Consider the following 19557-nt stretch of genomic DNA (forward strand, 5'->3'; position numbering starts at 1 on the left):
GGTTGATGATCACCGCCGGCGCCGTCGCGTTCCTGCTGGTCGCCACCGGCGTGCTGCTCTGGATCGCCTACCGCAAGCTGGACGGCAACATCCGCACCGACTCGGCCACCGACCGGCTGCTGGCCCGGCTGGAGGCCGAGCGGCCGAGCCGCACCGCCGGGGCGCGGGGTGCCGAGAACATCCTGCTGATCGGCAGCGACGACCGCTCCGGCGCGAACGGCTCGTACGGCGGTGGGAGCGGCACCGAGCGCTCGGACACCACGATCCTGCTGCACCTGGCCGCCGACCGCGGGCACGCGACGGCGGTCTCGGTGCCGCGCGACGTCATGGTCTCCGTCCCCGCCTGCGAGAAGCCGGACGGCACCCGCAGCAAGCCCGCGCTGATGCAGTTCAACCGGGCCTTCGAGACGGGCGGTCCGGCCTGCTCGATCCGGACCGTCGAGAAGCTGAGCGGCATCCGGATCGACCACTACGTGATCCTCGACTTCAGCGGCTTCAAGACGATGGTCGACGCGATCGGCGGGGTCGAGGTGTGCGTGCCGCAGCCGATCCACGACAAGGACGCCAGGCTCGACCTGCCCGCCGGCCGGCAGACCCTGCACGGCGAGCAGGCGCTCGGCTACGTCCGGGCCCGGGAGAGCCTGGGCGACGGCAGCGACACCCAACGCATGGGCCGCCAGCAGCAGTTCCTGGCCGCGCTGATCCGCAAGGCGCAGTCGCAGGGCGTGCTGCTGAACCCGGCGAAGCTGTGGCCGGTGCTGGACGCCGCGACCTCCTCGGTGCGGGCGGACGGCGGGCTGTCCTCGCTCGGCGCGCTGTACGACCTCACCCAGGACCTGCGCGGCGTCCCCTCGGCGGACGTGGTCTTCCTGACCGCGCCGCGCCGCCCGTACCGCTACGACTCGGACCGGGACGAGTTCGTGCAGCCGCAGACCGGCCAGTTGTTCGCGGCGCTGCGGGACGACCGGCCGGTCGCCGTCCGGCCGCCCGGGTCCTCGCCCTCGTCGGGCCCGTCCCCGTCCCCGGGCGCCAGCCCGGGGGCGGGCCCGACGGCCGAGGTGGCTGCGGCGGTGACGGCCTCGGCGGCGGCGACCGCGTCACCCTCCGCGAGCGCCGCGCCCACCTTCGAGGGACGCACCGCCGACGTGGACGCCTGCGCCCCGCACTGAACCGCCGGCCCCCGACCGCGCCGGTGCACGCCGGTCCGGCCCCGTCGGCCGATCCGGACGTTTCCGCAATTGCTCGGCCACGAGCGGTATTTATCCCCGCCCTGCCGGAACATGGCGGAGATCACACCGGGAACGACTCCCCCGTTCGGCTCGTCTAGTGTGTCCGGATCGGCCCGTCCGTACGGGCGGTCCGCAGCCGTGACCGGTCGAAGGTAGGGAACCCCCGTGCACGAGGAGCAACCGGAAGGCGGCCGGTACCGGGTCGACCCGGCTCCCGGCGTCCCCCGGCAGCGCCGGCGGGCCGGCGAGGCACCGGCGGCACCGGCGGCACCGGCCCCGGAGGGCCGCCGGGACAGCCGGCGGCGGGCGGCCGCGCTCGCCAAGCGCAGCCGGCGCCGACGGGCGCTCAAGTGGACGGCCGGGGCGGGCGCCCTGGTGATGGTGGCGGGCTGCGGCGGGGCGTACTACCTGTACCGGCACTTCAACGACAACCTGACCTCGGTCAAGGTCCAGCTGGGCGACGAGTCCGAGCGGCCCCGGGCCGCCGGGGACGCGCTGAACATCCTGGTGATCGGCACGGACAGCCGGGAGGGCCTCGGCCGGGAGTACGGCGACGAGGGCAGCACCGGGCACGCCGACACCACGCTGCTGTTCCACATCGCCAAGGACCGCACCAACGCGACGGTGATCAGCCTCCCGCGCGACCTGATGCTGCCGATCCCGGAGTGCCAGAACGCCCAGGGGAAGAAGATCCAGGGCTCGGCGCGGGAGGAGTTCAACAACAGCCTCGGCCAGGAGGGGCGCGACGCGGGCTGCACCTGGAAGACCGTCGAGAAGAACACCGGGATCCGGGTCGACCACTTCGTGCAGGTCAACTTCGAGGCGGTGAAGACCCTGTCCACCGCCGTCGGCGGGGTCGAGGTCTGCGCGGCCAAGGACATCAACGACTCCGGCTCCCACCTCAAGATGACCAAGGGCCGGCACGTGGTCCAGGGCGAGGAGGCGCTGGCTTTCGTCCGCACCCGGCACGCGGTCGGCCAGGGCGGCGACCTCACCCGGATCCCGCTCCAGCAGCAGTTCATCAGCTCGATGATCCGCAAGATCAAGAGCGACGACACCCTGACCAGCCCGACCAAGCTCTACAAGCTCGCGGACGCCGCCACCAAGGCGCTCACCGTGGACTCCGGCATCGGCAGCGTGGACAAGCTCAAGGACCTCGCGCTGGACATCAGCAAGGTGGACACCAAGAACATCACCTTCACCACCGCGCCCGTCCTGGACGACCCCAAGGACGAGAACCGGGTGATCCTCAAGCAGCCGGACGCCGGACAGCTGTTCGCGATGGTGGCGGCCGACCGCTCGCTGACCGAGACCGCCGCCCCGCCGAGCGACCCGCCCGCCGCCGAGGCCCCGGCCACCGGCGCCGCGACCCCGCCGCCCGCCCCGGCCGCCACCACCCCGCCCGTCTCCGGCAAGGGCGTCCAGCTGACGGTGCGCAACGGCAGCGGCACCCGCGGACAGTCCGGGCCGACCGTGGAGAAGCTCCGGGCGAAGGGCTTCGACAAGGCCGTGGTGGGCAGCGACGCGCCGCCCGCCGAGACCACCACGGTGTCCTACCCGTCCGGCCGGGAGGCCGAGGCCCAGGCCCTGGCCGCCGCCCTCGGCCTGCCCGGCGACGCCGTCCGTCCGGCCGCGAAGTCGGACCCGAAGGGCGGGCTGGTGCTGGTGCTCGGCAAGGACGTGCTGGCCGCCGCCAACCCGGCGGCGGTGCCCACCGAGGCGCCCGAGGACCTCCAGCGGGTCCAGGCGGACGACACCGACGTCTGCGCCAAGTAGCCAGGTCCTGTCCGGCCGGACAGGGCCTAGCCGGGCAGGAGGGTTCCGCCCTCCTCGCGGTAGCGCTCGGAGGTCCGGGGGCACTGCCAGCCGCCGTCCCCGGTGGGCCGCAGCGGCTCGCCGGCCCGGCCGACCCAGCCGATCCGGCGGGCCGGGACACCGGCGACCAGCGCGAAGTCCGGGACGTCCCGGTGCACCACCGCGCCGGCCGCGACCAGCGCCCAGCGGCCGACCGTCACCCCGGCGACCAGCACCGCGCGGCCGCCGATCGAGCAGCCCTGACGGAGCGTCACCCCCTCGGCCCGCCAGTCGTGTTGGCCCTTGGGGCGGCCCTCGGGAGTGACCGCACGGGGGTACCGGTCATTGGTGAGGACGGCGGCCGGACCGATGAACACCCCGTCCTCGACCACCGCCGGCTCGTACACCAGCGCGTGGTTCTGCACCTTGACCCGGTCCCCGATCCGCACGCCGGGGCCGACGTACGCGCCGCGGCCGATCACGCAGTCCGCGCCGACCACCGCGTCCTCGCGGACCTGGGCGAGGTGCCAGACCGCCGTCCCGGCACCGATCGCGGCCCGTTCGTCGACGTCCGCGCTCGGCTCGATCCGGGCCGCACCCGCCCCGTCCTCAACTGTCGCCATGCGCACCGACGATAGCGGCGCCGCACGGCACCGCGGGCTGCCGGGACGAATCAGCGGGCGCCAGGGCGTGTCCGGCACGCCCCAGGATCAACCGGTCTTCGAGAGCACGTCCTTGGAGGACGGGCCGACGCTGGCGATCACTCTTCGGGCCAGCGAGCGCGGAGAGGTCAGGAAGCCGAAGCCCCAGCTGAGGTGCATGGTCGCGAAGGCCACCGGCAGCAGCGCCCTGGCCTTGAACGACAGCCCCCGGCCCTCGACCGCGGCGCCGCCGAGGATGCCCATCAGGTACGCGCCGGGCACCGCCAGGAAGGCGGGGTGGACGGCGGCGCCGAGCACCAGCCCGAGGACGACCGCCGCCAGCGCGGCCGGCGGGGCGAGGTAGCGCATGTTGACCGAGCCGCGGTGGTAGCGGGTGACCACCCGGCGCCAGCGGCCGTAGTCCTTGTACTGCTTGGCCAGCGCCCGCACCGAGGGGCGGGGCCGGTACGTCACCTTGAGCTGCGGGGTGAACCAGACCAGGCCGCCGTCCTGGCGGATCCGGTAGTTCAGCTCCCAGTCCTGGGCGCGGATGAACTCCTCGTTGTAGCCGCCGAGCTTCTCCAGCACCTCGCGCCGGAACACCCCGAGGTAGACGGTGTCCGCCGGGCCGGCCAGGCCGCCGGTGTGGAAGGCCGCGTTCCCGACGCCGATCTTGGAGGTCATCGCGGCGGCGACCGCGTGCTCCCACTCGGTCTCGCCCTCGGCGTGCATGATGCCGCCGACGTTGGCCGCCTCCATCTCGCCGAGCAGCCGGACCGCCGTGGTGATGTAGCCGGGGGTGAGCAGGCCGTGGCCGTCCACGCGCACGACTATCGGGTGCCGTGAGCCCCGGATCGCGGCGTTCAGCCCGGCCGGCGTCCGGCCGGTGGGGTTCGCCACCGTCCGCACCCGCGGGTCCTCGGCCACCAGCTCGGCCGCGATCTCCGCGGTGCGGTCGGTGGAGGGACCGAGGGCGATCACCACCTCCATCGGCCCGGGATACTCCTGGTCCAGGATGCGGCGGACCGCCGTGCGCAGGTGACGTTCCTCGTTGAGCACCGGCATGATCACGGAAACAGCCGGCAGCTCCTCAGCAGCCTTGGTGTTCATCGGGGCCAACCGTACCGGTGCGGACGCGTCCCCGTCTTGTCCCGGTCTGGGCGGCCGGGGACGCCTCGCGGCGCGGCACCGGTGCTGTGATCAAGAACACCGTACTCCCCCTTATGTGCGGGCCGGAAGCGGTGTGGATCCGGTGCCGGTCCGGGGTGGGTTCAGAGTGCGTAGTGAGCGACGGTGAACACCGCGTAACCGGTCAGCGCGAGCCGGTTCACCAGGTGCTGGGGGCCGCCCAGCCGGTCCGGCAGGGCCTGCGCCGGCCGCAGGTCGGGGCGGTGGGCGGCGGTGGCGACGGTCCGGGCCACCGCCGCCGGGTCGTACTGCCCGCCGAAGAAGGCGGCCAGCCGGGCCGCCGGTCGGCTGAAGAAGGAGAACTCCCGGCCGCCGCGCAGCCGGATCGTCAGCAGGCTCCGGTGCACCGCCGCCGCCGAGATCTCCGCCCAGCGGTAGCTGCGGGTGCGCAGCGCGGTGGCCACCCGCAGGCCGTCGCGGTCGGCCACCAGCTGCCAGGAGAACGTCTGGGCGCAGGCGTGGATCGCCAGCGAGCCGATCCACAGCGGGCGCACCAGCCCCTCCCACCAGCCGTCGTCGTCGAGGAGCACGACGGCGGCGACGACCAACAGCGCCGCCAGCGGTCCGGCCGCCGCGCGCAGCGGCAGCGGCATCTCCCAGCGGCAGGCGTCCAGCGGCCGGGCGTCCGAGCCGGCCTCGGGGGCGGCGGCGACGGTCTCGGCGGTCAGCGCGGCGACGGCCAGCTCGCGCTCGCGGTAGCGCCCGGAGCGCCGGCCGAGCCGCGGGGCCCGGGCGACGGCGGCGACGACGGAGGCCACCCGGTGCGGGTCGCCGTCCAGCAGGGCCGGGCGGACCAGGAGCTGCTGGTCGGGGCCGTCCGGGCCGCGGTACAGCACGGCCGGGACGCTGCGGCCGGCCCGGGCCAGCCGGGCGGCGGCCTGGTCCGGGGTGGCGCGCTCGACGAGCTCGCCGTACTCCTCCTCGGCCGGGTCGTGCCGCGGTTCCGGCTCGGGGCAGTCCTCCTCGTCGTCCTCCAGGTCGGGGTGCTCGGGCAGCCAGCCGGGGCCCGGGCGGTCCGGCATGTCCGGGTGGCCCTCCCTGGCCCAGTAGTAGCGCTCCCACTCCTTCAGCCGCCACAGCGCGGGCCCGTCCGCCGGGCCGTCCACCGGGAGCACCAGCAGGTCGCCCTGGGCGTCGGCCCGGACCCGGACGGCCAGGGCGGGAGCGGTGCCCTCGAAGCCGGGCCGGGTGCGGCGGGCGTCGTGGGCCAGGGCGGAGCCGAGCAGCAGCAGGCCGGGCAGGGCGAGCAGGCCGCCGAGGAGCGCCTCGCCGGACAGGTCGTAGTCGTCGCCCAGCGCGCGGACCCGGTCGCCGTCCAGCAGCAGCGGGATCGCCTGGCCCGGCTGCGGTCGCTCGGCCCACCACACGTCCAGCTTCGCGGTGGGCCCGGCGGCGGCGCCGGGCGGCGCGGCGACCGTCACGTCTCCGCGGCGGGGGTCCTGGTAGTGGACGGTCAGCAGGCCGTCCCGGTCGTACTCCCCCGCGGTGCCGGTGACCCGCACGGCCGCGCCGTCCCGCTCCTCCTGCTGGGACTGCGCCCACAGGCCGTACAGCGGCAGCGCGGCGGCGGCGACCAGGAACAGCGCGCCGAGCACCCGCCGCCCGACCGGCGCGTGCGGGGGGTGGACGGGCGAGGGCGCGCCGGCGGCCGTCCAGGGGAAGGGGACGGGCGGGGCCATCAGTTCGTCGAGCTGGTGGCGGGCGCGGCGGCGGCCGAGGTCGGCGCCGATCAGGACGGCGGCCAGCAGCAGGTGCAGCAGCACGGCGGACCAGCGGGCGAGCGGGGTGACCAGGCCGTTCGGGAGGTACCAGAACAGGGCCAGGGCGGCGACCGGGACGAGCGGCCGGACGCGGGGCCGGCCGACCAGCAGGACGGCCTCGGCCAGCAGCGTCCAGAGGGCCAGGGTCTCGCCCCAGGTCTCCCGGCAGATGCCCTGGGCGTTGCAGGCCCCTCCGCTGTCCGGCTCCACCGCGGCGGCCAGGGCCAGGAAGGCGATCGGCAGCAGCGCGAGCCACCGGCTGTCCAGCCGCCAGGCGGTCCGGGCGGCGCGCCAGCGGGTGGCGGCGGCACTGGTGAGGGGCGCGGCGCTGGGCAGCGGCGGGGCGTCCGAGGGGAACATCGGACGATCATCCCAGCCCGGGGGAAACGGAACGCGCCTCGGCGGCGGCCTCCCGGCAAGGGGCGGGGAACGGCACCGGGGCCGGGTGCTGTGCGCACCCGGCCCCGGTCCCCCGTTCCCCCCCGTTCCCCCGTTCCCCCGTGCTCCGGGGCCCGGCGACCCCGGAGCCGGCTCAGTCCGTCGCGATGGCCGCGAGGACGTTCATGCGTCCGGCCCGGAAGGCCGGGACGAGTGCGGCGAACAGGCCGATCAGCACCGAGGAGACCAGCGTGATCGCCACCATGGTGGTCGGGACGGAGAGCGTCCCCAGGCCCTGGTCCCGCAGCACGCCCTGGACGGTGACGCCCCAGGCGAGCCCCAGCCCGGTGCCGAGGACGGCGCCGAACAGCGCGATCACCACGGACTCCAGCCGGATCATCCGGCGCAGCTGGCGGCGGGACAGCCCGATCGCCCGCAGCAGGCCGATCTCGCGGGTCCGCTCGACCACCGACAGCGCCAGGGTGTTGACCACGCCGAGCACCGCGACCGTGATCGAGAGGGCGACCAGCCCGTAGATCAGGTAGAGCAGGGTGTTGATCTGGGACTGGGCGAGTTCCTTGTAGCCGGCCCGGTCCTTGATGGTCAGCTGCGGGTACTCCTTCAGCCCGTCCTCCAGCGCGGTCAGCGTCTTCTGGACGTCGGCGCCCTGGGCGGCCTTGGCGAAGAAGGTCCACACCGGCGGCTGCTCGGCGGCCGGGACGGCCTTCGCCATGGTGTCCACGGCGACGAAGGAGCCGCCGCCGAACAGGTCGCCCTTGCCGAGGACCGCGCCGACCGGCAGCGCCTGGGTGCGGCCCTGGCCGTAGTCGACGGTGACCTGGTCGCCGACCTTCAGGTTGTGGTCCTTGGCGAAGGCGGCGCCAATCCCCAGCGAGCCGCGCTGGAGCGAGTCCACCGCGCCGGAGTCGACGGTCGGCCGGAAGTCGGTGCCGAAGAAGGACGGCGGGACCGCGGTCAGCGGGGTCTTGGCCTGCTGCCCGTCCGACAGCCGGACCTTGGCGGCGAAGAACCGCTGGGTGGTGATGTGGTCGATGCCCGGGGTCCGCTCGACGGCCTCCAGCATCTCGGGCGTGATCGCGGTGCGGCCCCCGGAGATGATGTAGTCCGCGCCCACCGACTTGTCGATCTGCGCGCTGGTCGAGGTGACGGCCGAGGAGCTGAACACCGCGGAGGCGATCACCAGCGCCAGGCCGATCATCAGCGCGGCGGCGGTGGCGCCGGTGCGGCGCGGGTTGCGCATCGCGTTGCGCTGGGCGAGCTTGCCGGACGGCCCGAACAGCGCCGGCAGCAGCGCGCCGAGCACCCGGACGACGGCCGAGGCCAGCAGCGGGCCGAGCACCACGAAGCCGATCAGGGTGAGCACCACGCCCAGGCCCAGGTACTGGCCGCCGGTGGCCGCCTTCTCCGCCCGCGCGCCGAGCACCAGCAGGGCGCCGCCGCCGGCCGTCAGCAGCAGGCCGAGGACGGTACGGACCAGGTTGGCGCGGCCCTCGGTCGGCGTGCCGTGGTCGCGCAGGGCGGCCATCGGCGAGATCCGGCTCGCCCGGCGGGCCGGGAACCAGGCCGCGACCAGGGTGACCACGATGCCCAGCGCGTACCCGGCGACGAACACGTCCGGCCCGATCCGCAGGTCGGCCGCCTCCAGGTCCATGCCGATCGCGGTCATCAGCTTGATCAGGCCGACCGCCACGCCCAGGCCGGCCGCGACCCCGAGGGTCGAGCCGAGCACGCCCAGGATCAGCGCCTCGACCAGCACCGAGCGGTTGACCTGCCGCCGGCTGCCGCCGATGGCGCGCAGCAGGCCGATCTCCCGGGTGCGCTGGGCGACCAGCATCGAGAAGGTGTTGACGATCAGGAACGCGCCGACGATCGCCGAGACGAAGGCGAAGCCGAGCATCGCGTACTTCATGAAGTCCAGGCCCTTGCCGACCTGCTCGGTGCGGTCCGCCTTCTGCTCGGCCGCCGTCTTCACCAGGTACCCGCCGCCGAGCGCGGACTGCACGTCCGCCTTGAGCCGGTCGTTGCCGCGGCTGCCGTCGCCGTACGCCTCGACGGTGCTGAAGGCCTGCTCGCCGAGCAGCACCTGCTGGGCGGTCGCGGTGTCCAGGAACGCGAGCGCCGCGCCCGGGTTGGTGGTGGTGAAGGTGCCGATGCCGACGATGGTGAAGTCGTGCCGGCCGAGGGGGTTCTCGACCCTGAGCCGGCCGCCGAGGCCGAGCTTGGCCTTCTTCACGGTGTCCGCGTCCAGCAGCAGCTCGGTCGGGCCGCGCGGTGTGCGGCCGGAGGTGACCTTCAGCGGGTTGGCCGGGGTGTCCGTCCAGCTGCCGACCAGGGTGGGCGCGCCGGTGGTCGGGCCGACCAGCTTGTTGGTGGCCGGGTCGATCAGCACGGCGTTCTCGACCAGGACCTGGCCGACGGCGCTCTTCACCCCGGGCAGCGCGGCGACCTGCCGCTCCAGCGCGACCGGGACGGTCGGCGGCTTGACGGCGGCCTGCTGCTCCTCGTCCTCGGCCGGCTTGGGCGGATTGACCGAGACGTCGGAGGAGGTCGCGGCGAAGAGCTTGTCGAAGGTGCCGGTGGCGGTGTTGGAGAACACCAGGGTGCCGGAGACGAAGGCCACCGACAGCACGACGGCGATGAGCGAGAGCGCCATCCGGCCCTTGTGGGCGAAGAAGCTCCGCAGTGAGGTCTTGAGCAGCATGATGGTGTCGTCCCGCCGCTCAGCTGGTGCGCTTGCCGTCGAAACGGCGCATGCGTTCGAGGACGGAGTCGGCGGTGGGCGCGTACATCTCGTCCACGATCACGCCGTCGGCGAGGAAGAGCACGCGGTCCGCGTAGCCGGCGGCGACCGGGTCGTGGGTGACCATCACGATGGTCTGGCCCAGCTCGTCCACCGAGCGGCGCAGGAAGGTCAGCACCTCGGCGCCGGAGCGGGAGTCCAGGTTCCCGGTGGGCTCGTCCCCGAAGATGATCTCGGGGCGGGCGGCCAGCGCCCGGGCCACCGCGACGCGCTGCTGCTGGCCGCCGGAGAGCTGGGAGGGGCGGTGCTTGAGCCGGCCGGACAGGCCGACCGTCTCCACCACCTGGTCCAGCCAGGCCTGGTCGGGCCTGCGACCGGCGATGTCCATCGGGAGCGTGATGTTCTCCAGCGCGCTCAGGGTCGGAAGCAGGTTGAACGCCTGGAAGATGAAGCCGATCTTGTCGCGCCGGAGTCTGGTGAGCTGCTTGTCCTTGAGGCCGGTGATCTCGGCGTCGCCGATCCGGATCCGGCCGGAGGTGACCGTGTCGAGGCCCGCCAGGCAATGCATCAGGGTGGACTTGCCGGAGCCCGAGGGGCCCATGATCGCGGTGAACCGGCCGCGCTGGATGTCCACGTCGACGGAGTCGAGCGCGGTCACCCTGGTCTCGCCCGAACCGTACGCCTTGGTGACCTGACGGGCCGACGCGGCGACGGCCGGCGCTCCGCCGGGAAGCTGGGGGTCGTACACGGCTGCTGCTGCCGTCGTCACTGGACTCTCCTAAGGAAGATGCGCTCACCCGTTGGCCCCCAGCCTCGCGGGCCCGCCCGCCTCATGACATGGCGCAGGCGGTAGTCCTCGACCGGGAGTTGTCTCCACCCTCCCGGTGGACCTGGCCACCGGACCCGACGCGATCGGGCCGTTTCCTGGCGGGTGGGGATGTGTGAACCACGTTAGGAGCCGACGGCCGCCGGCTCCTCATCCGCCGGAATGAAGCCGCTCAACCAAGGTTCTACGGGCCGCGGCGCCGCTCCCCCTAGGGGTAGCCGCGGCCCGTCTCGGGGACGCCCCGTACGGGCCGCGGCGGCGGTCCGTCAGCTCGTCAGCGCGGTTGCGGCCAGCCGCTCCAGGGCCGTGGCGAAGCCCTCCACGACCGGGACCAGCAGGGCTTCGGTCTCGCGCTCCACCAGGGTCGTCCCGTCCTCCCGGGCGGTGATGTGGCGGTCGAGCACGAACCAGCCCTGGGTGATGTGGTCGGCGCCCATCGAGCTGAGCACCGGGCGCAGCGCGTAGTCCACCGCGAGGACGTGCGCGGGCGAGCCGCCGGTGGCGAGCGGCAGGACGGCCTTGCCGGCCAGCGCGTACTGCGGGAGCACGTCCAGCAGGGCCTTCAGCAGGCCCGAGTAGGCGGCCTTGTAGACGGGGGTGCCGACGACCACGCCGTCGGCGCGGGCGAACAGCTCGGTGACGGCGACGATCTCGGGGTGGTCGAAGTCGCCCGACAGCAGGGCGTGCGCGGGCAGGCTGCGGGCCTCGAAGGGGACGACGTGGTGGCCGCGCTCCGCCAGCCGCGCGTCGACGTGGCGCAGCAGGCGGGTGGTGCGGGAGGTGGGGGACGGGGAGCCGGAAACGGACAGGACGACGGCCATGGGTTCACCTCTGGGTGGAAGCGGGGCGGCGCGGTGCGGCGGGTTCCGGCCGGGTGCGGCGGGGGAAGGCGCCGCGGGTGGGGGCCGGTGCCGGGAGCGGTGCCGGGAGCGGTGCCGGCGGACGTGCACCGGGGGCGCTGTGTCGGCGGACGTGCGGCGGGGACGCCGTGCCGGCGGACGTGCGGCGGGTGCGGGGATTCGGCGGGCGCGCGTCAGCCGCGACAGAGCGAACAGGCCACACCGCGCCGCAGGTCGACGTACCGCCGACGCGTGAGTGCCCAACGCTGATCCATGCCTGGAATGCAAACACGCTGTGTTCGCGCTGGTCAAGAAACGTTTCAGCAGCTGGAACACGGGGTGTCCGGACGTTGCGGCGGAACGATCCGGTACGTGCATCAAAACTGCTACAAGAAGCCCGGTGGACCCCCCGGGGGGAGTCAGCCCGACCGGGGTCGGGCATCCTCGTCGGCATGAACACGTGGCAGGAGGGCCGCCCGGGGGGCGGCGGGAACCCGTACGGCGGACGCGGCGGGGGCGGCGCGGCCGAGCCGCCGCTGCCGTCCTCGCTGAACCCGCGCGGGCCGGGGGCGGCCGCGCCACGGCAGCCGCGACAGCCCGGGCAGCCGGGGCCCTCCCGGCTCGGCGGCGTCCCCCCGCAGGGGGCCGGCGCGCCCGGCGGCCGTCCCGGCGCACCCGGCGGCGCTCCCGGCGGCGCCGCAGGCCACGGTGCTCACGGCGGACCCGGTGGCCCCGGCGGTCAGGGCCGCCCCGGCGGGCCCGGTGGCCAGGGCCGCCCCGGTGGCCCCGGCGGGCCCGGCGGCACCCGCCCGCCCGGTGCCCAGGCCCGGCGCTGGCCGCGGCGGCGGATAGTGAAGTGGTCGGTCTTCGGCGTGCTGATCGCCGTCATGGTGACCGCCGTCTCCACCTGGTTCTGGGCGGACTCCAAGCTCAACCACGAGAACGTGCTCGCCGACTACCCCGGCCGCCCGGCCGCGGGCAAGGGCACCAACTGGCTGATCGTCGGCTCCGACAGCCGCCAGGGCCTCACCGACGCCGAGCAGGACGACCTGCACACCGGGCACGACACCGAGGGCAAGCGCAGCGACTCGATGATGATCCTGCACGTCGGGGACAACGGGAACACCCTGATGAGCATCCCGCGCGACTCCTGGGTGCCGATCCCCGACCACCCGGGCAGCAACGGCAAGCCGGTCAAGGGCACCACCGCGAAGATCAACTCGGCCTTCGGCAACGGCGGCGGCCGGCTGCTGGTCCAGACCGTCGAACAGAACACCGGCCTGCGGATCGACCACTACGCCGAGATCGGCTTCGGCGGCTTCGTCGGCATCGTCGACTCGATCGGCGGCGTCGAGATGAAGATCGACCAGGACGTCCAGGACAAGGACTCCGGCCTCGACCTCAAGGCCGGCGACCAGACCCTCACCGGCAAGCAGGCGCTGGCCTTCGTCCGCCAGCGCCACCAGATGGCCGACCAGGACCTCGGCCGGATGCGCAACCAGCAGAAGTTCCTAGGCGCGCTGGCCCACCAGGCCGCCTCCCCCGGCAACCTGATGAACCCGTTCACCTTCTACCCGCTGGTCGACTCGGCGCTCGGCACCCTGATCGTCGACGAGGACTGCGGCCTGACCGACCTCGGCTCGCTCTTCCTCGCCATGAAGGACGTCAACGGCGGCAGCGGCAAGTCGCTGACCGTGCCGATCGGCAACCCGGACTACCGGACCAAGACCGGCGAGTCCGCCGTGCTGTGGGACGCCAACAAGTCCAAGCAGCTCTTCGCCGCATTCAAGAACGACACTGCGGTCCCGGACTTCAAGTAGTCCGCGACTTTGTGCGACCGCGTCGACACAATGGGTGGATGCCACTCGTCACCGCGCTGATCCACCGCCGTCGCCACCGCCTCCTGGGCCGCCTGGTCCAGGAGGCGCTCGCGCTCTACGGGATGGAGGTGCCCGCCGCCTGCGAGATCGGGCCCGGACTGCGCGTCTTCCACCGCGGCTTCGGCACCGTGCTGCACCCGAACACCACCCTCGGCGCCGGCGTGACGCTCTACAACGGCGTGACCATCGGCCGGGCCGACCCGTGGGTACCGCAGGAGGAGAGCGCGATGCGGCGGGTGGTCGTCGAGGACGGCGCGGTGCTGTGCGCCGGCGCCAAGGTGGTGTGCAAGGAGGGCGTGCTGACCGTCGGCGCGGGCACCGTCGTCGGCGCCAACGCGGTACTCACCCGGTCGACCGGGCCCGGGGAGGTCTGGGCCGGCGTCCCGGCGCGCAAGGTGGGGATGCGGACGGGCGGCCGGTGGACCTGCCCGGCACCGGCCCGGCCCGCCCCGAGCCCCTCCTGAACGCGCCGGACGCACGGGACGCACCGGACCGGACGGGCACGGACCGGTACGGGAACCGGCCGGCCTAGACGAACGGCAGCAGCCCGGTGCCGCACTCCGGGAAGCGGACCAGCCACTCCCCCTCGCCGCCGGCCGCCTCGGTGGCGCCCGAGAAGCCGTAGTGGATCGGCTGCCCGTCGCCGCTCAGCCACCTCGCGTGGGTCAGCTGCACCGAGAGCGAGGCCGGGCGGTACGGGGCCGCGGCGGCGTGGACGACCGGGGCGGGCTGCTCCAGCACCAGCTCGTGCTCGGTCTCGCCCGGCCGGAAGGTCACCACCGTCTCGGTGCCCGGGCGGCGCGGGAAGGCGCCCGTCGGATCCGTCCAGTACGCGGCGACCATCACCGCGAGGGTGCCGTCCAGGCTGCCGGTGTCCGGCCGCACGTACTCCTCGTCCGCGACCCAGCGGGCGTGGTGGCGGACCTCCTCCGCGCCCCACCGCTCGTCCCAGCGCACCCAGTAGCCGGCCACCCGCTTGACGGTCATGCCCTCGCGGACGACCCGGACGGCGAACCGCGCCGGGCCGACCGGCTCGCAGCCGGCCAGGGAGACCACCGTCACCTGTTCGAAGGTCACCTCGCCGTCGTCGGCGCCCTGCTCCACCATCGGTCAACCACCTTGCCGCAGAGTCGAGTTCGGCCGCGGCTTGGGCCGTGTCCGAGAAGTCGAGCGTAGGGCCCCGGCAAAGGAGGACCGCACGATTGCCCGGTTCCGGCCCGGACGGCGGCGCTCCCGGCTACCCTGCCCGCCGCACCGCGGCCCGGCGCGGGAACGGGCCCGGGGCGGGTACGGCGAGCGGATACGAAACCGCCCCGGAGCGGGAGGCCGGAAGATCCGACGTCCCGCTCCGGGGCGGTGCGCGCCAGTGGCGGCGGCGACTACTTGACCTCGCCGGAGGCGGCGATGGAGATCTTGGCCGAGGTGCGGCCGCTCTGCGAGCCGAGGCCCTCGATCTTCTTGACCAGGTCCATGCCCTCCAGGACCTCGCCGAAGACGACGTGCTTGCCGTCCAGCCAGTCGGTGACGATGGTGGTGATGAAGAACTGCGAGCCGTTGGTGTTGCGGCCGGCGTTGGCCATCGACAGCAGGCCCGGGCGGTCGTGCTTGATCTGGAAGTTCTCGTCCGCGAACTTCTCGCCGTAGATGCTCTTGCCGCCGGTGCCGTTGTGGTTGGTGAAGTCACCACCCTGGAGCATGAAGGCCGGGATCACGCGGTGGAAGCCGGAGCCCGCGTAGCCGAAGCCGTTCTGGCCGGTGGCCAGCTCGCGGAAGTTCTGGGCGGTCTTGGGAACGACGTCGTCGTACAGCTTGAAGACGATCCGGCCGGCCGGCTCGTCGTTGATCGTGATGTCGAAGAAAACGTTGGAAGACATGCAGGGATGATGGCACGATCACCTGTTCGGCGCGCGCTGCCCCCGGTCGGGCGCGGCCGGACGCGGCTGTGTTATCCGGATTCCGCCCCCCGAGACGCGACCGGGAAGCTAACATCGATGTCAGGTTTCAGGCCTCAGTGCGGCACGGGGACGGGGTGGACGGCGTGCGGATCGGCGAACTGGCCCGTCGGACGGGTGTGAGCGAACGCTCGCTGCGCTACTACGAGCAGCAGGGCCTGCTCGCCGCCCGCCGCACCGAGGGCGGCCACCGCGAGTACCCGGAGGCCGCCGTCGACCGGGTGGTGCACATCCAGGAGCTGTTCGCGGCCGGGCTGCACAGCCGGACCATCTACAAGATCCTCCCCTGCATGCGGGACTCCGACGGCAGCCCGAACGAGGTCGCCACCCCCCTGCTGGTCGAGGAGCTCACCGCGGAGCGTGAACGGATCGACCGGACGATCAGCGACCTGCTGCGCTCCCGCGAGGTGCTGGACGAAGTGATCGCGACCGCCTCCGGGCAGCCGCCGTCCTCGTCCGAGGCCGCGTAGAAGACCGCGTAGAAGACCGCGCTGGAGGCCGCGCAGGACGGCAGGACGCCCGCCGGAGGCCTCAGCCCTTCGGCCTGCGGGCCAGCAGACAGGCCTGCGGGGTCTTCTCGTCCCCCTCCGGCTCACGGACCGTACGGGACGTGACCGCCAGGCCCGCCTCCCGCACCAGCTCCTCGACGTGCTCCGGCCGCAGCCGGCGGAAGTCCAGCGACACCGGGTGGCCGAAGGGGCGCTCCTGGCGCGACGGCCGGTCGCCGACCTGAAAGGCGAGCATCAGGTGGCCGCCGGGGGCGAGCACCCGGGCGCACTCGGCGAACACCTCGGGCAGCCGCTCCGCCGGGGTGTGGATGATCGAGTACCAGGCCACCACGCCGGTCAGCTCCCCGTCCCGGAAGGGGAGGTCGAACATCGAACCGACGCTGAACGGCACCTCCGGGTGGGCCTGCCGGGCGAGCTCGACCATCCGCGGCGAGAGGTCGATCCCGTGCACGTCCACGCCGAGCCGGTGCAGCGGGCCGGTCATCCGGCCCGGGCCGCAGCCGAGTTCGGCCGTCCTGCCGCCCGGCCGCTCGGCGCGGACCAGGTCGGCGAAGAGCCCCAGCATCGCCCGGTCCATCGGCATGCGGTCCAACGCGTCCCGGAAGAGCTCGGTGTACTCGGCGGCGACGGCGTCGTAGAACGCCCTGGTCTCGGTGAGGAAGTCCGGCTCGGTCATGGCCCCGGACCCTACCGGGCGGCCGACCGGACCCGGGGCGTGTCCGGCGGATCCTCGCCGGGTGCGCGACAGCGGGGCACGCGCCTACCATCGGTCCGGCCAACCAGCCCGAGGGGGACGGAAGATGAGCACGATCGGGGTCTACCTGGCGCATCCGCGGCCGGGGAGCTTCAACCACGCGCTGTACGGGGCCGTGGTGGACGAACTGCGGGAGCGCGGCTGCCGGGTGCGCGCCCACGACCTGTACGCGGAGGGCTTCGCGCCGCTGCTGGCCGCCGAGGAGACCGGCACGGTGGCCGCGGCGGAGCGGTCCGGGGATCCGGTCCTCGCCCTGCACCGCGCCGAGGTGGCCGCCCTGGACGCGCTGGTGCTGATCCACCCCAACTGGTGGGGCATGCCGCCCGCGGTGCTCACCGGCTGGGTGCAGCGGGTCCTGGCGCCCGGCGTCGCGTACAAGCTCGGGACGGCCGACGGCGAGCCGGCCGGGCTGCTGCGGGCCGGCCGGGCGCTGGTGCTGAACACCTCGGACACCCCGGAGGCCCGCGAGCGCGAGGAGTTCGGCGACCCGCTGGAGCGGATCTGGGCGGCCTGCGTGCTGCCGTACGTCGGGGTCGCCGAGGTACGGCGGACGGTGTTCCGCACGGTCACCGACTCCTCCGACGCCGAGCGCGCCGGCTGGCTGCGACAGGCCCGGGAGCAGGCCGCGGCGCTGCTCAGCTGAGCGGCGGGAGGTCCAGTTCGGCGACGGTCTGGCCGCCGCTCAGCTCGCCGGTCGGGCGGAAGCCGAGACGGGCGTAGAACTCCTCCGGGCCGTCCGGGCCCGGGTGGTGGGTGACGGTGACGCGGGATCCGCCGCGGCGGCGGATCTCGGCGCAGACCTGCTCGACGGCGAAGCGGCCGTAGCCGCCGCGCTGCCGCTCGGCGTCGATCAGCAGCCGCCACAGGCCGGAGCGGGGGCGGTCGCCGGGGCGGTCGGGGTAGAAGGTGAGGTCGAAGAAGGCCATCACGAAGCCGACCGGCCGCCCGTCGTCCAGGATCAGCCGGGGCCAGGCGGCCTCCCCGTACGCGTACGCCTCGGCCAGCGACTTCACCACCGGCGCCACCAGGGCCTCCTGGTCGGGGCGGACCCGCAGGGCGAGGGCGGCGTCGACGTTCTCGGGGGTGATGGGGGCCAGGCTGAGCACGGAGGGCCTGGTGGGCGCGGAGGGCATGGCGGGCAGCCTACGGAGCGCGGCTGCCCGCCGTCGCGCGGTTTTCGTCGCGGCCCTCCGCCGACCGGGGGGCGGGGCCACCCACCGCCCGGTGGACGGTGGACGGGGCCGTCCGCCGGCCGGTGGGCTACTCGCCGGCCGGGAAGTCGGTGCCGCGGCCGACCGCCGCCCACGTCTCGGTCTCCCGCCGCGCCTCGTCGAGGGTGCCGAGGACGCCGTCCACCGCGTCGCTGCCGAGCGCGAGCCGCAGCGGGGTGTGCTCGGCGGCCAGCGCGGCCAGGATCGCCTCGGCGGCCCTCGCCGGGTCGCCGGCCTGCTTGCCGTCGCTGTCCGGCAGCCCGGTGCGGACCGGGCCGACGAGCGGCTCGTACGCCTCGATCGGGGCGCTGTGGGCGAGCGCGTCGCCGCCCGCGAAGCCGGTCCGGAACGCGCCGGGCTCGACGATCAGCACCTTGACCCCGAAGCCGGCCACCTCCTTGGCCAGCGCCTCGGACAGCCCCTCCAGTGCGAACTTGGTGGCCGAGTAGGCGCCCACCCCGGGGAAGCTGAAGCGGCCGCCCATGCTGCTCATCTGCACCACCGCGCCCGAGCCCCGGGCCCGCAGGTGCGGCAGCACGGCCCGGGTGAGTGCGGCCGGGCCGAAGAAGTGCAGCTCCATCAGGTCCCGCAGCTCGCGGTCGGTGGACTCCTCGACGGCGCCGATCAGCCCGCGCCCGGCGTTGTTGACCAGGACGTCGATCCGGCCGTGCCGCTGGACGGTCTCCGCGACGACGGCCGCGATCCGCTCCTGGTCGGTGACGTCCAGCCGGACCGGGAACAGCCGGTCCGGGTGCGCGGCGGCCGGCTCCGCCAGCGTCTCGGGGCGCCGGGCGGCGGCCACGACGGTGTCGCCGGCCGCCAGCGCGGCCTCGGTGAGCGCCCGGCCGAAGCCGGAGTTGGCGCCGGTGATCAGCCAGACCTTGCCGGCGGGGTGCTGCTCGGGGGTGCTGCCCATGATCGTCGATCTCTCGCAATCGTCGTGTGCTGCCCATGAGTTGACGATCATTTATGACACCGTCACGGGGGCCGCGTCCAGGACGGTTCGATGCCGGACGACATACGGCCCCCGACCGCGGACAGGCGGTCGGGGGCCGTGGGTGTACGTCGGGGTGGGGTTACGGGAGGTTGCGGGCCATCACGATCCGCTGGACCTGGTTGGTGCCCTCGTAGATCTGCGTGATCTTCGCGTCCCGCATCATCCGCTCCACCGGGTAGTCCCGGGTGTACCCGTACCCGCCCAGCAACTGCACCGCGTCCGTGGTGATCTCCATCGCCGCGTCCGACGCGAAACACTTCGCCGCCGCACCGAAGAACGTCAGATCCGCGTCCCCGCGCTGCGACTTCGCCGCCGCCGCGTACGTCAGCTGCCGCGCCGCCTCCAGCTTCATCGCCATGTCCGCCAGCATGAACTGGACCCCCTGGAACTCGGCGATCGCCTTCCCGAACTGCCGGCGCTCCCGCACATACCCGTTCGCGTAGTCCAGCGCCCCCTGCGCGATCCCCACCGCCTGCGCCGCGATCGTCACCCGCGTGTGGTCCAAGGTCTTCATCGCCGTCGCGAAACCCGTCCCCTCCGCACCGATCATCCGGTCCGCCGGAATCCGCACATTGTCGAAGTACACCTCACGCGTCGGCGAACCCTTGATCCCCAGCTTCTTCTCCGGCGCACCGAACGACACCCCCTCGTCGCCCTTCTCCACCACGAACGCCGAGATCCCCTTCGAGCGCTTCTCCGGATCCGTCACGGCCATCACCGTGTAGAACTCCGACACCCCCGCGTTGGTGATCCAGCGCTTCACCCCGTTCAGCACCCAGAAATCCCCGTCGCGCACCGCCCGGGTCCGCATCCCCGCCGCGTCCGAACCCGCCTCCGG

18 protein-coding genes are annotated in these 19557 nt (G+C 73.9%); 6 read left to right on the top strand and 12 right to left on the bottom strand.

Annotation, left to right across the window (positions count from 1 at the left end):
• The coding region (locus ACFVVA_RS40830; protein ID WP_387695751.1) for an LCP family protein at positions 1–1169 on the top strand (1169 nt) is incomplete at its 5' end.
• A gap of 225 nt (positions 1170–1394) precedes the next feature.
• Entirely contained in the window at positions 1395–3005 is a 1611-nt protein-coding gene (locus ACFVVA_RS40835) for an LCP family protein (RefSeq protein ID WP_387695752.1), read from the top strand.
• A gap of 26 nt (positions 3006–3031) precedes the next feature.
• On the opposite strand, the gene ACFVVA_RS40840 is transcribed toward ACFVVA_RS40835, so the two are convergent.
• The 6 genes from ACFVVA_RS40840 to ssuE form a co-directional block, all read right to left on the bottom strand.
• The gene (locus tag ACFVVA_RS40840) at positions 3032–3646 is read right to left on the bottom strand and encodes an acyltransferase (protein ID WP_387695754.1); all 615 of its coding nucleotides are present in this window, start codon (positions 3644–3646) and stop codon (positions 3032–3034) included.
• Positions 3647–3733: 87 nt separating this feature from the next.
• Positions 3734–4774 (bottom strand): glycosyltransferase family 2 protein, encoded by a 1041-nt coding sequence (locus tag ACFVVA_RS40845; protein ID WP_359910112.1) that lies wholly within the window; start codon positions 4772–4774, stop codon positions 3734–3736.
• A gap of 161 nt (positions 4775–4935) precedes the next feature.
• Positions 4936–6972, bottom strand: a complete 2037-nt coding sequence (locus ACFVVA_RS40850; RefSeq protein ID WP_387695755.1) for a hypothetical protein — start codon at positions 6970–6972, stop codon at positions 4936–4938.
• Between the two features lie 172 nt (positions 6973–7144).
• The gene (locus ACFVVA_RS40855; RefSeq protein WP_387695766.1) at positions 7145–9715 is read right to left on the bottom strand and encodes an ABC transporter permease; all 2571 of its coding nucleotides are present in this window, start codon (positions 9713–9715) and stop codon (positions 7145–7147) included.
• Between the two features lie 16 nt (positions 9716–9731).
• Complete coding sequence (locus ACFVVA_RS40860; protein ID WP_387695756.1) at positions 9732–10520, bottom strand: ABC transporter ATP-binding protein; 789 nt, start codon at positions 10518–10520, stop codon at positions 9732–9734.
• Between the two features lie 323 nt (positions 10521–10843).
• The gene (gene ssuE / locus ACFVVA_RS40865) at positions 10844–11398 is read right to left on the bottom strand and encodes an NADPH-dependent FMN reductase (protein WP_380355371.1); all 555 of its coding nucleotides are present in this window, start codon (positions 11396–11398) and stop codon (positions 10844–10846) included.
• Positions 11399–11868: 470 nt separating this feature from the next.
• Here ssuE and ACFVVA_RS40870 point away from each other — a divergent pair, with 470 nt between their 5' ends.
• Positions 11869–13236 carry an LCP family protein gene (locus ACFVVA_RS40870; RefSeq protein WP_387695757.1) on the top strand — a complete coding sequence of 456 codons (1368 nt, stop codon included), beginning with the start codon at positions 11869–11871 and terminating at the stop codon, positions 13234–13236.
• Between the two features lie 38 nt (positions 13237–13274).
• Positions 13275–13760 carry a hypothetical protein gene (locus tag ACFVVA_RS40875; protein ID WP_387695758.1) on the top strand — a complete coding sequence of 162 codons (486 nt, stop codon included), beginning with the start codon at positions 13275–13277 and terminating at the stop codon, positions 13758–13760.
• A gap of 64 nt (positions 13761–13824) precedes the next feature.
• On the opposite strand, the gene ACFVVA_RS40880 is transcribed toward ACFVVA_RS40875, so the two are convergent.
• Positions 13825–14403, bottom strand: coding sequence for a hypothetical protein (locus ACFVVA_RS40880; RefSeq protein WP_387695759.1), 579 nt, complete (start codon positions 14401–14403; stop codon positions 13825–13827).
• A 272-nt stretch (positions 14404–14675) separates the two neighbouring features.
• Complete coding sequence (locus ACFVVA_RS40885; RefSeq protein WP_387695760.1) at positions 14676–15170, bottom strand: peptidylprolyl isomerase; 495 nt, start codon at positions 15168–15170, stop codon at positions 14676–14678.
• A 164-nt stretch (positions 15171–15334) separates the two neighbouring features.
• Here ACFVVA_RS40885 and ACFVVA_RS40890 point away from each other — a divergent pair, with 164 nt between their 5' ends.
• Positions 15335–15718: a MerR family transcriptional regulator gene (locus ACFVVA_RS40890; protein WP_359910136.1), complete on the top strand. Its 384-nt coding sequence runs from the start codon at positions 15335–15337 to the stop codon at positions 15716–15718.
• Between the two features lie 61 nt (positions 15719–15779).
• Here ACFVVA_RS40890 and ACFVVA_RS40895 read toward each other — a convergent pair whose 3' ends face one another.
• Positions 15780–16433, bottom strand: a complete 654-nt coding sequence (locus tag ACFVVA_RS40895; protein WP_387695761.1) for a class I SAM-dependent DNA methyltransferase — start codon at positions 16431–16433, stop codon at positions 15780–15782.
• A gap of 124 nt (positions 16434–16557) precedes the next feature.
• Between ACFVVA_RS40895 and ACFVVA_RS40900 the strand changes: the two genes are divergently transcribed.
• A complete protein-coding gene (locus tag ACFVVA_RS40900) occupies positions 16558–17154 on the top strand; it encodes an NAD(P)H-dependent oxidoreductase (RefSeq protein ID WP_387695762.1) in 597 nt (198 codons plus the stop codon).
• Here the strand turns inward: ACFVVA_RS40900 and ACFVVA_RS40905 are convergent.
• The 3 genes from ACFVVA_RS40905 to ACFVVA_RS40915 all read right to left on the bottom strand — a co-directional run.
• Positions 17147–17644 (bottom strand): GNAT family N-acetyltransferase, encoded by a 498-nt coding sequence (locus ACFVVA_RS40905; protein WP_387695763.1) that lies wholly within the window; start codon positions 17642–17644, stop codon positions 17147–17149. The two genes, ACFVVA_RS40900 and ACFVVA_RS40905, sit on opposite strands and share 8 nt — an antisense overlap.
• A 127-nt stretch (positions 17645–17771) precedes the next feature.
• Positions 17772–18638 carry an oxidoreductase gene (locus ACFVVA_RS40910; RefSeq protein ID WP_387695764.1) on the bottom strand — a complete coding sequence of 289 codons (867 nt, stop codon included), beginning with the start codon at positions 18636–18638 and terminating at the stop codon, positions 17772–17774.
• Positions 18639–18798: 160 nt separating this feature from the next.
• Positions 18799–19557 (bottom strand): acyl-CoA dehydrogenase family protein (locus tag ACFVVA_RS40915; RefSeq protein WP_387695765.1); only part of this gene is annotated, 759 nt, incomplete at its 5' end.

The sequence above is a fragment of the Kitasatospora sp. NPDC058048 genome, from assembly GCF_042885555.1.
Lineage (GTDB): Bacteria > Actinomycetota > Actinomycetes > Streptomycetales > Streptomycetaceae > Kitasatospora > Kitasatospora lactacystinica.

Excerpts from the sequence above, each read along its gene's own strand:
- ACFVVA_RS40840 (WP_387695754.1), bottom strand. The coding sequence starts at position 3,646 with ATGGCGACAGTTGAGGACGGGGCGGGTGCGGCCCGGATCGAGCCGAGC.
- ACFVVA_RS40845 (WP_359910112.1), bottom strand. The coding sequence starts at position 4,774 with ATGAACACCAAGGCTGCTGAGGAGCTGCCGGCTGTTTCCGTGATCATG.
- ACFVVA_RS40850 (WP_387695755.1), bottom strand. The coding sequence starts at position 6,972 with ATGTTCCCCTCGGACGCCCCGCCGCTGCCCAGCGCCGCGCCCCTCACC.
- ssuE (WP_380355371.1), bottom strand. The coding sequence starts at position 11,398 with ATGGCCGTCGTCCTGTCCGTTTCCGGCTCCCCGTCCCCCACCTCCCGC.
- ACFVVA_RS40870 (WP_387695757.1), top strand. The coding sequence starts at position 11,869 with ATGAACACGTGGCAGGAGGGCCGCCCGGGGGGCGGCGGGAACCCGTAC.
- ACFVVA_RS40875 (WP_387695758.1), top strand. The coding sequence starts at position 13,275 with ATGCCACTCGTCACCGCGCTGATCCACCGCCGTCGCCACCGCCTCCTG.
- ACFVVA_RS40880 (WP_387695759.1), bottom strand. The coding sequence starts at position 14,403 with ATGGTGGAGCAGGGCGCCGACGACGGCGAGGTGACCTTCGAACAGGTG.
- ACFVVA_RS40885 (WP_387695760.1), bottom strand. The coding sequence starts at position 15,170 with ATGTCTTCCAACGTTTTCTTCGACATCACGATCAACGACGAGCCGGCC.
- ACFVVA_RS40895 (WP_387695761.1), bottom strand. The coding sequence starts at position 16,433 with ATGACCGAGCCGGACTTCCTCACCGAGACCAGGGCGTTCTACGACGCC.
- ACFVVA_RS40900 (WP_387695762.1), top strand. The coding sequence starts at position 16,558 with ATGAGCACGATCGGGGTCTACCTGGCGCATCCGCGGCCGGGGAGCTTC.
- ACFVVA_RS40905 (WP_387695763.1), bottom strand. The coding sequence starts at position 17,644 with ATGCCCTCCGCGCCCACCAGGCCCTCCGTGCTCAGCCTGGCCCCCATC.
- ACFVVA_RS40910 (WP_387695764.1), bottom strand. The coding sequence starts at position 18,638 with ATGGGCAGCACCCCCGAGCAGCACCCCGCCGGCAAGGTCTGGCTGATC.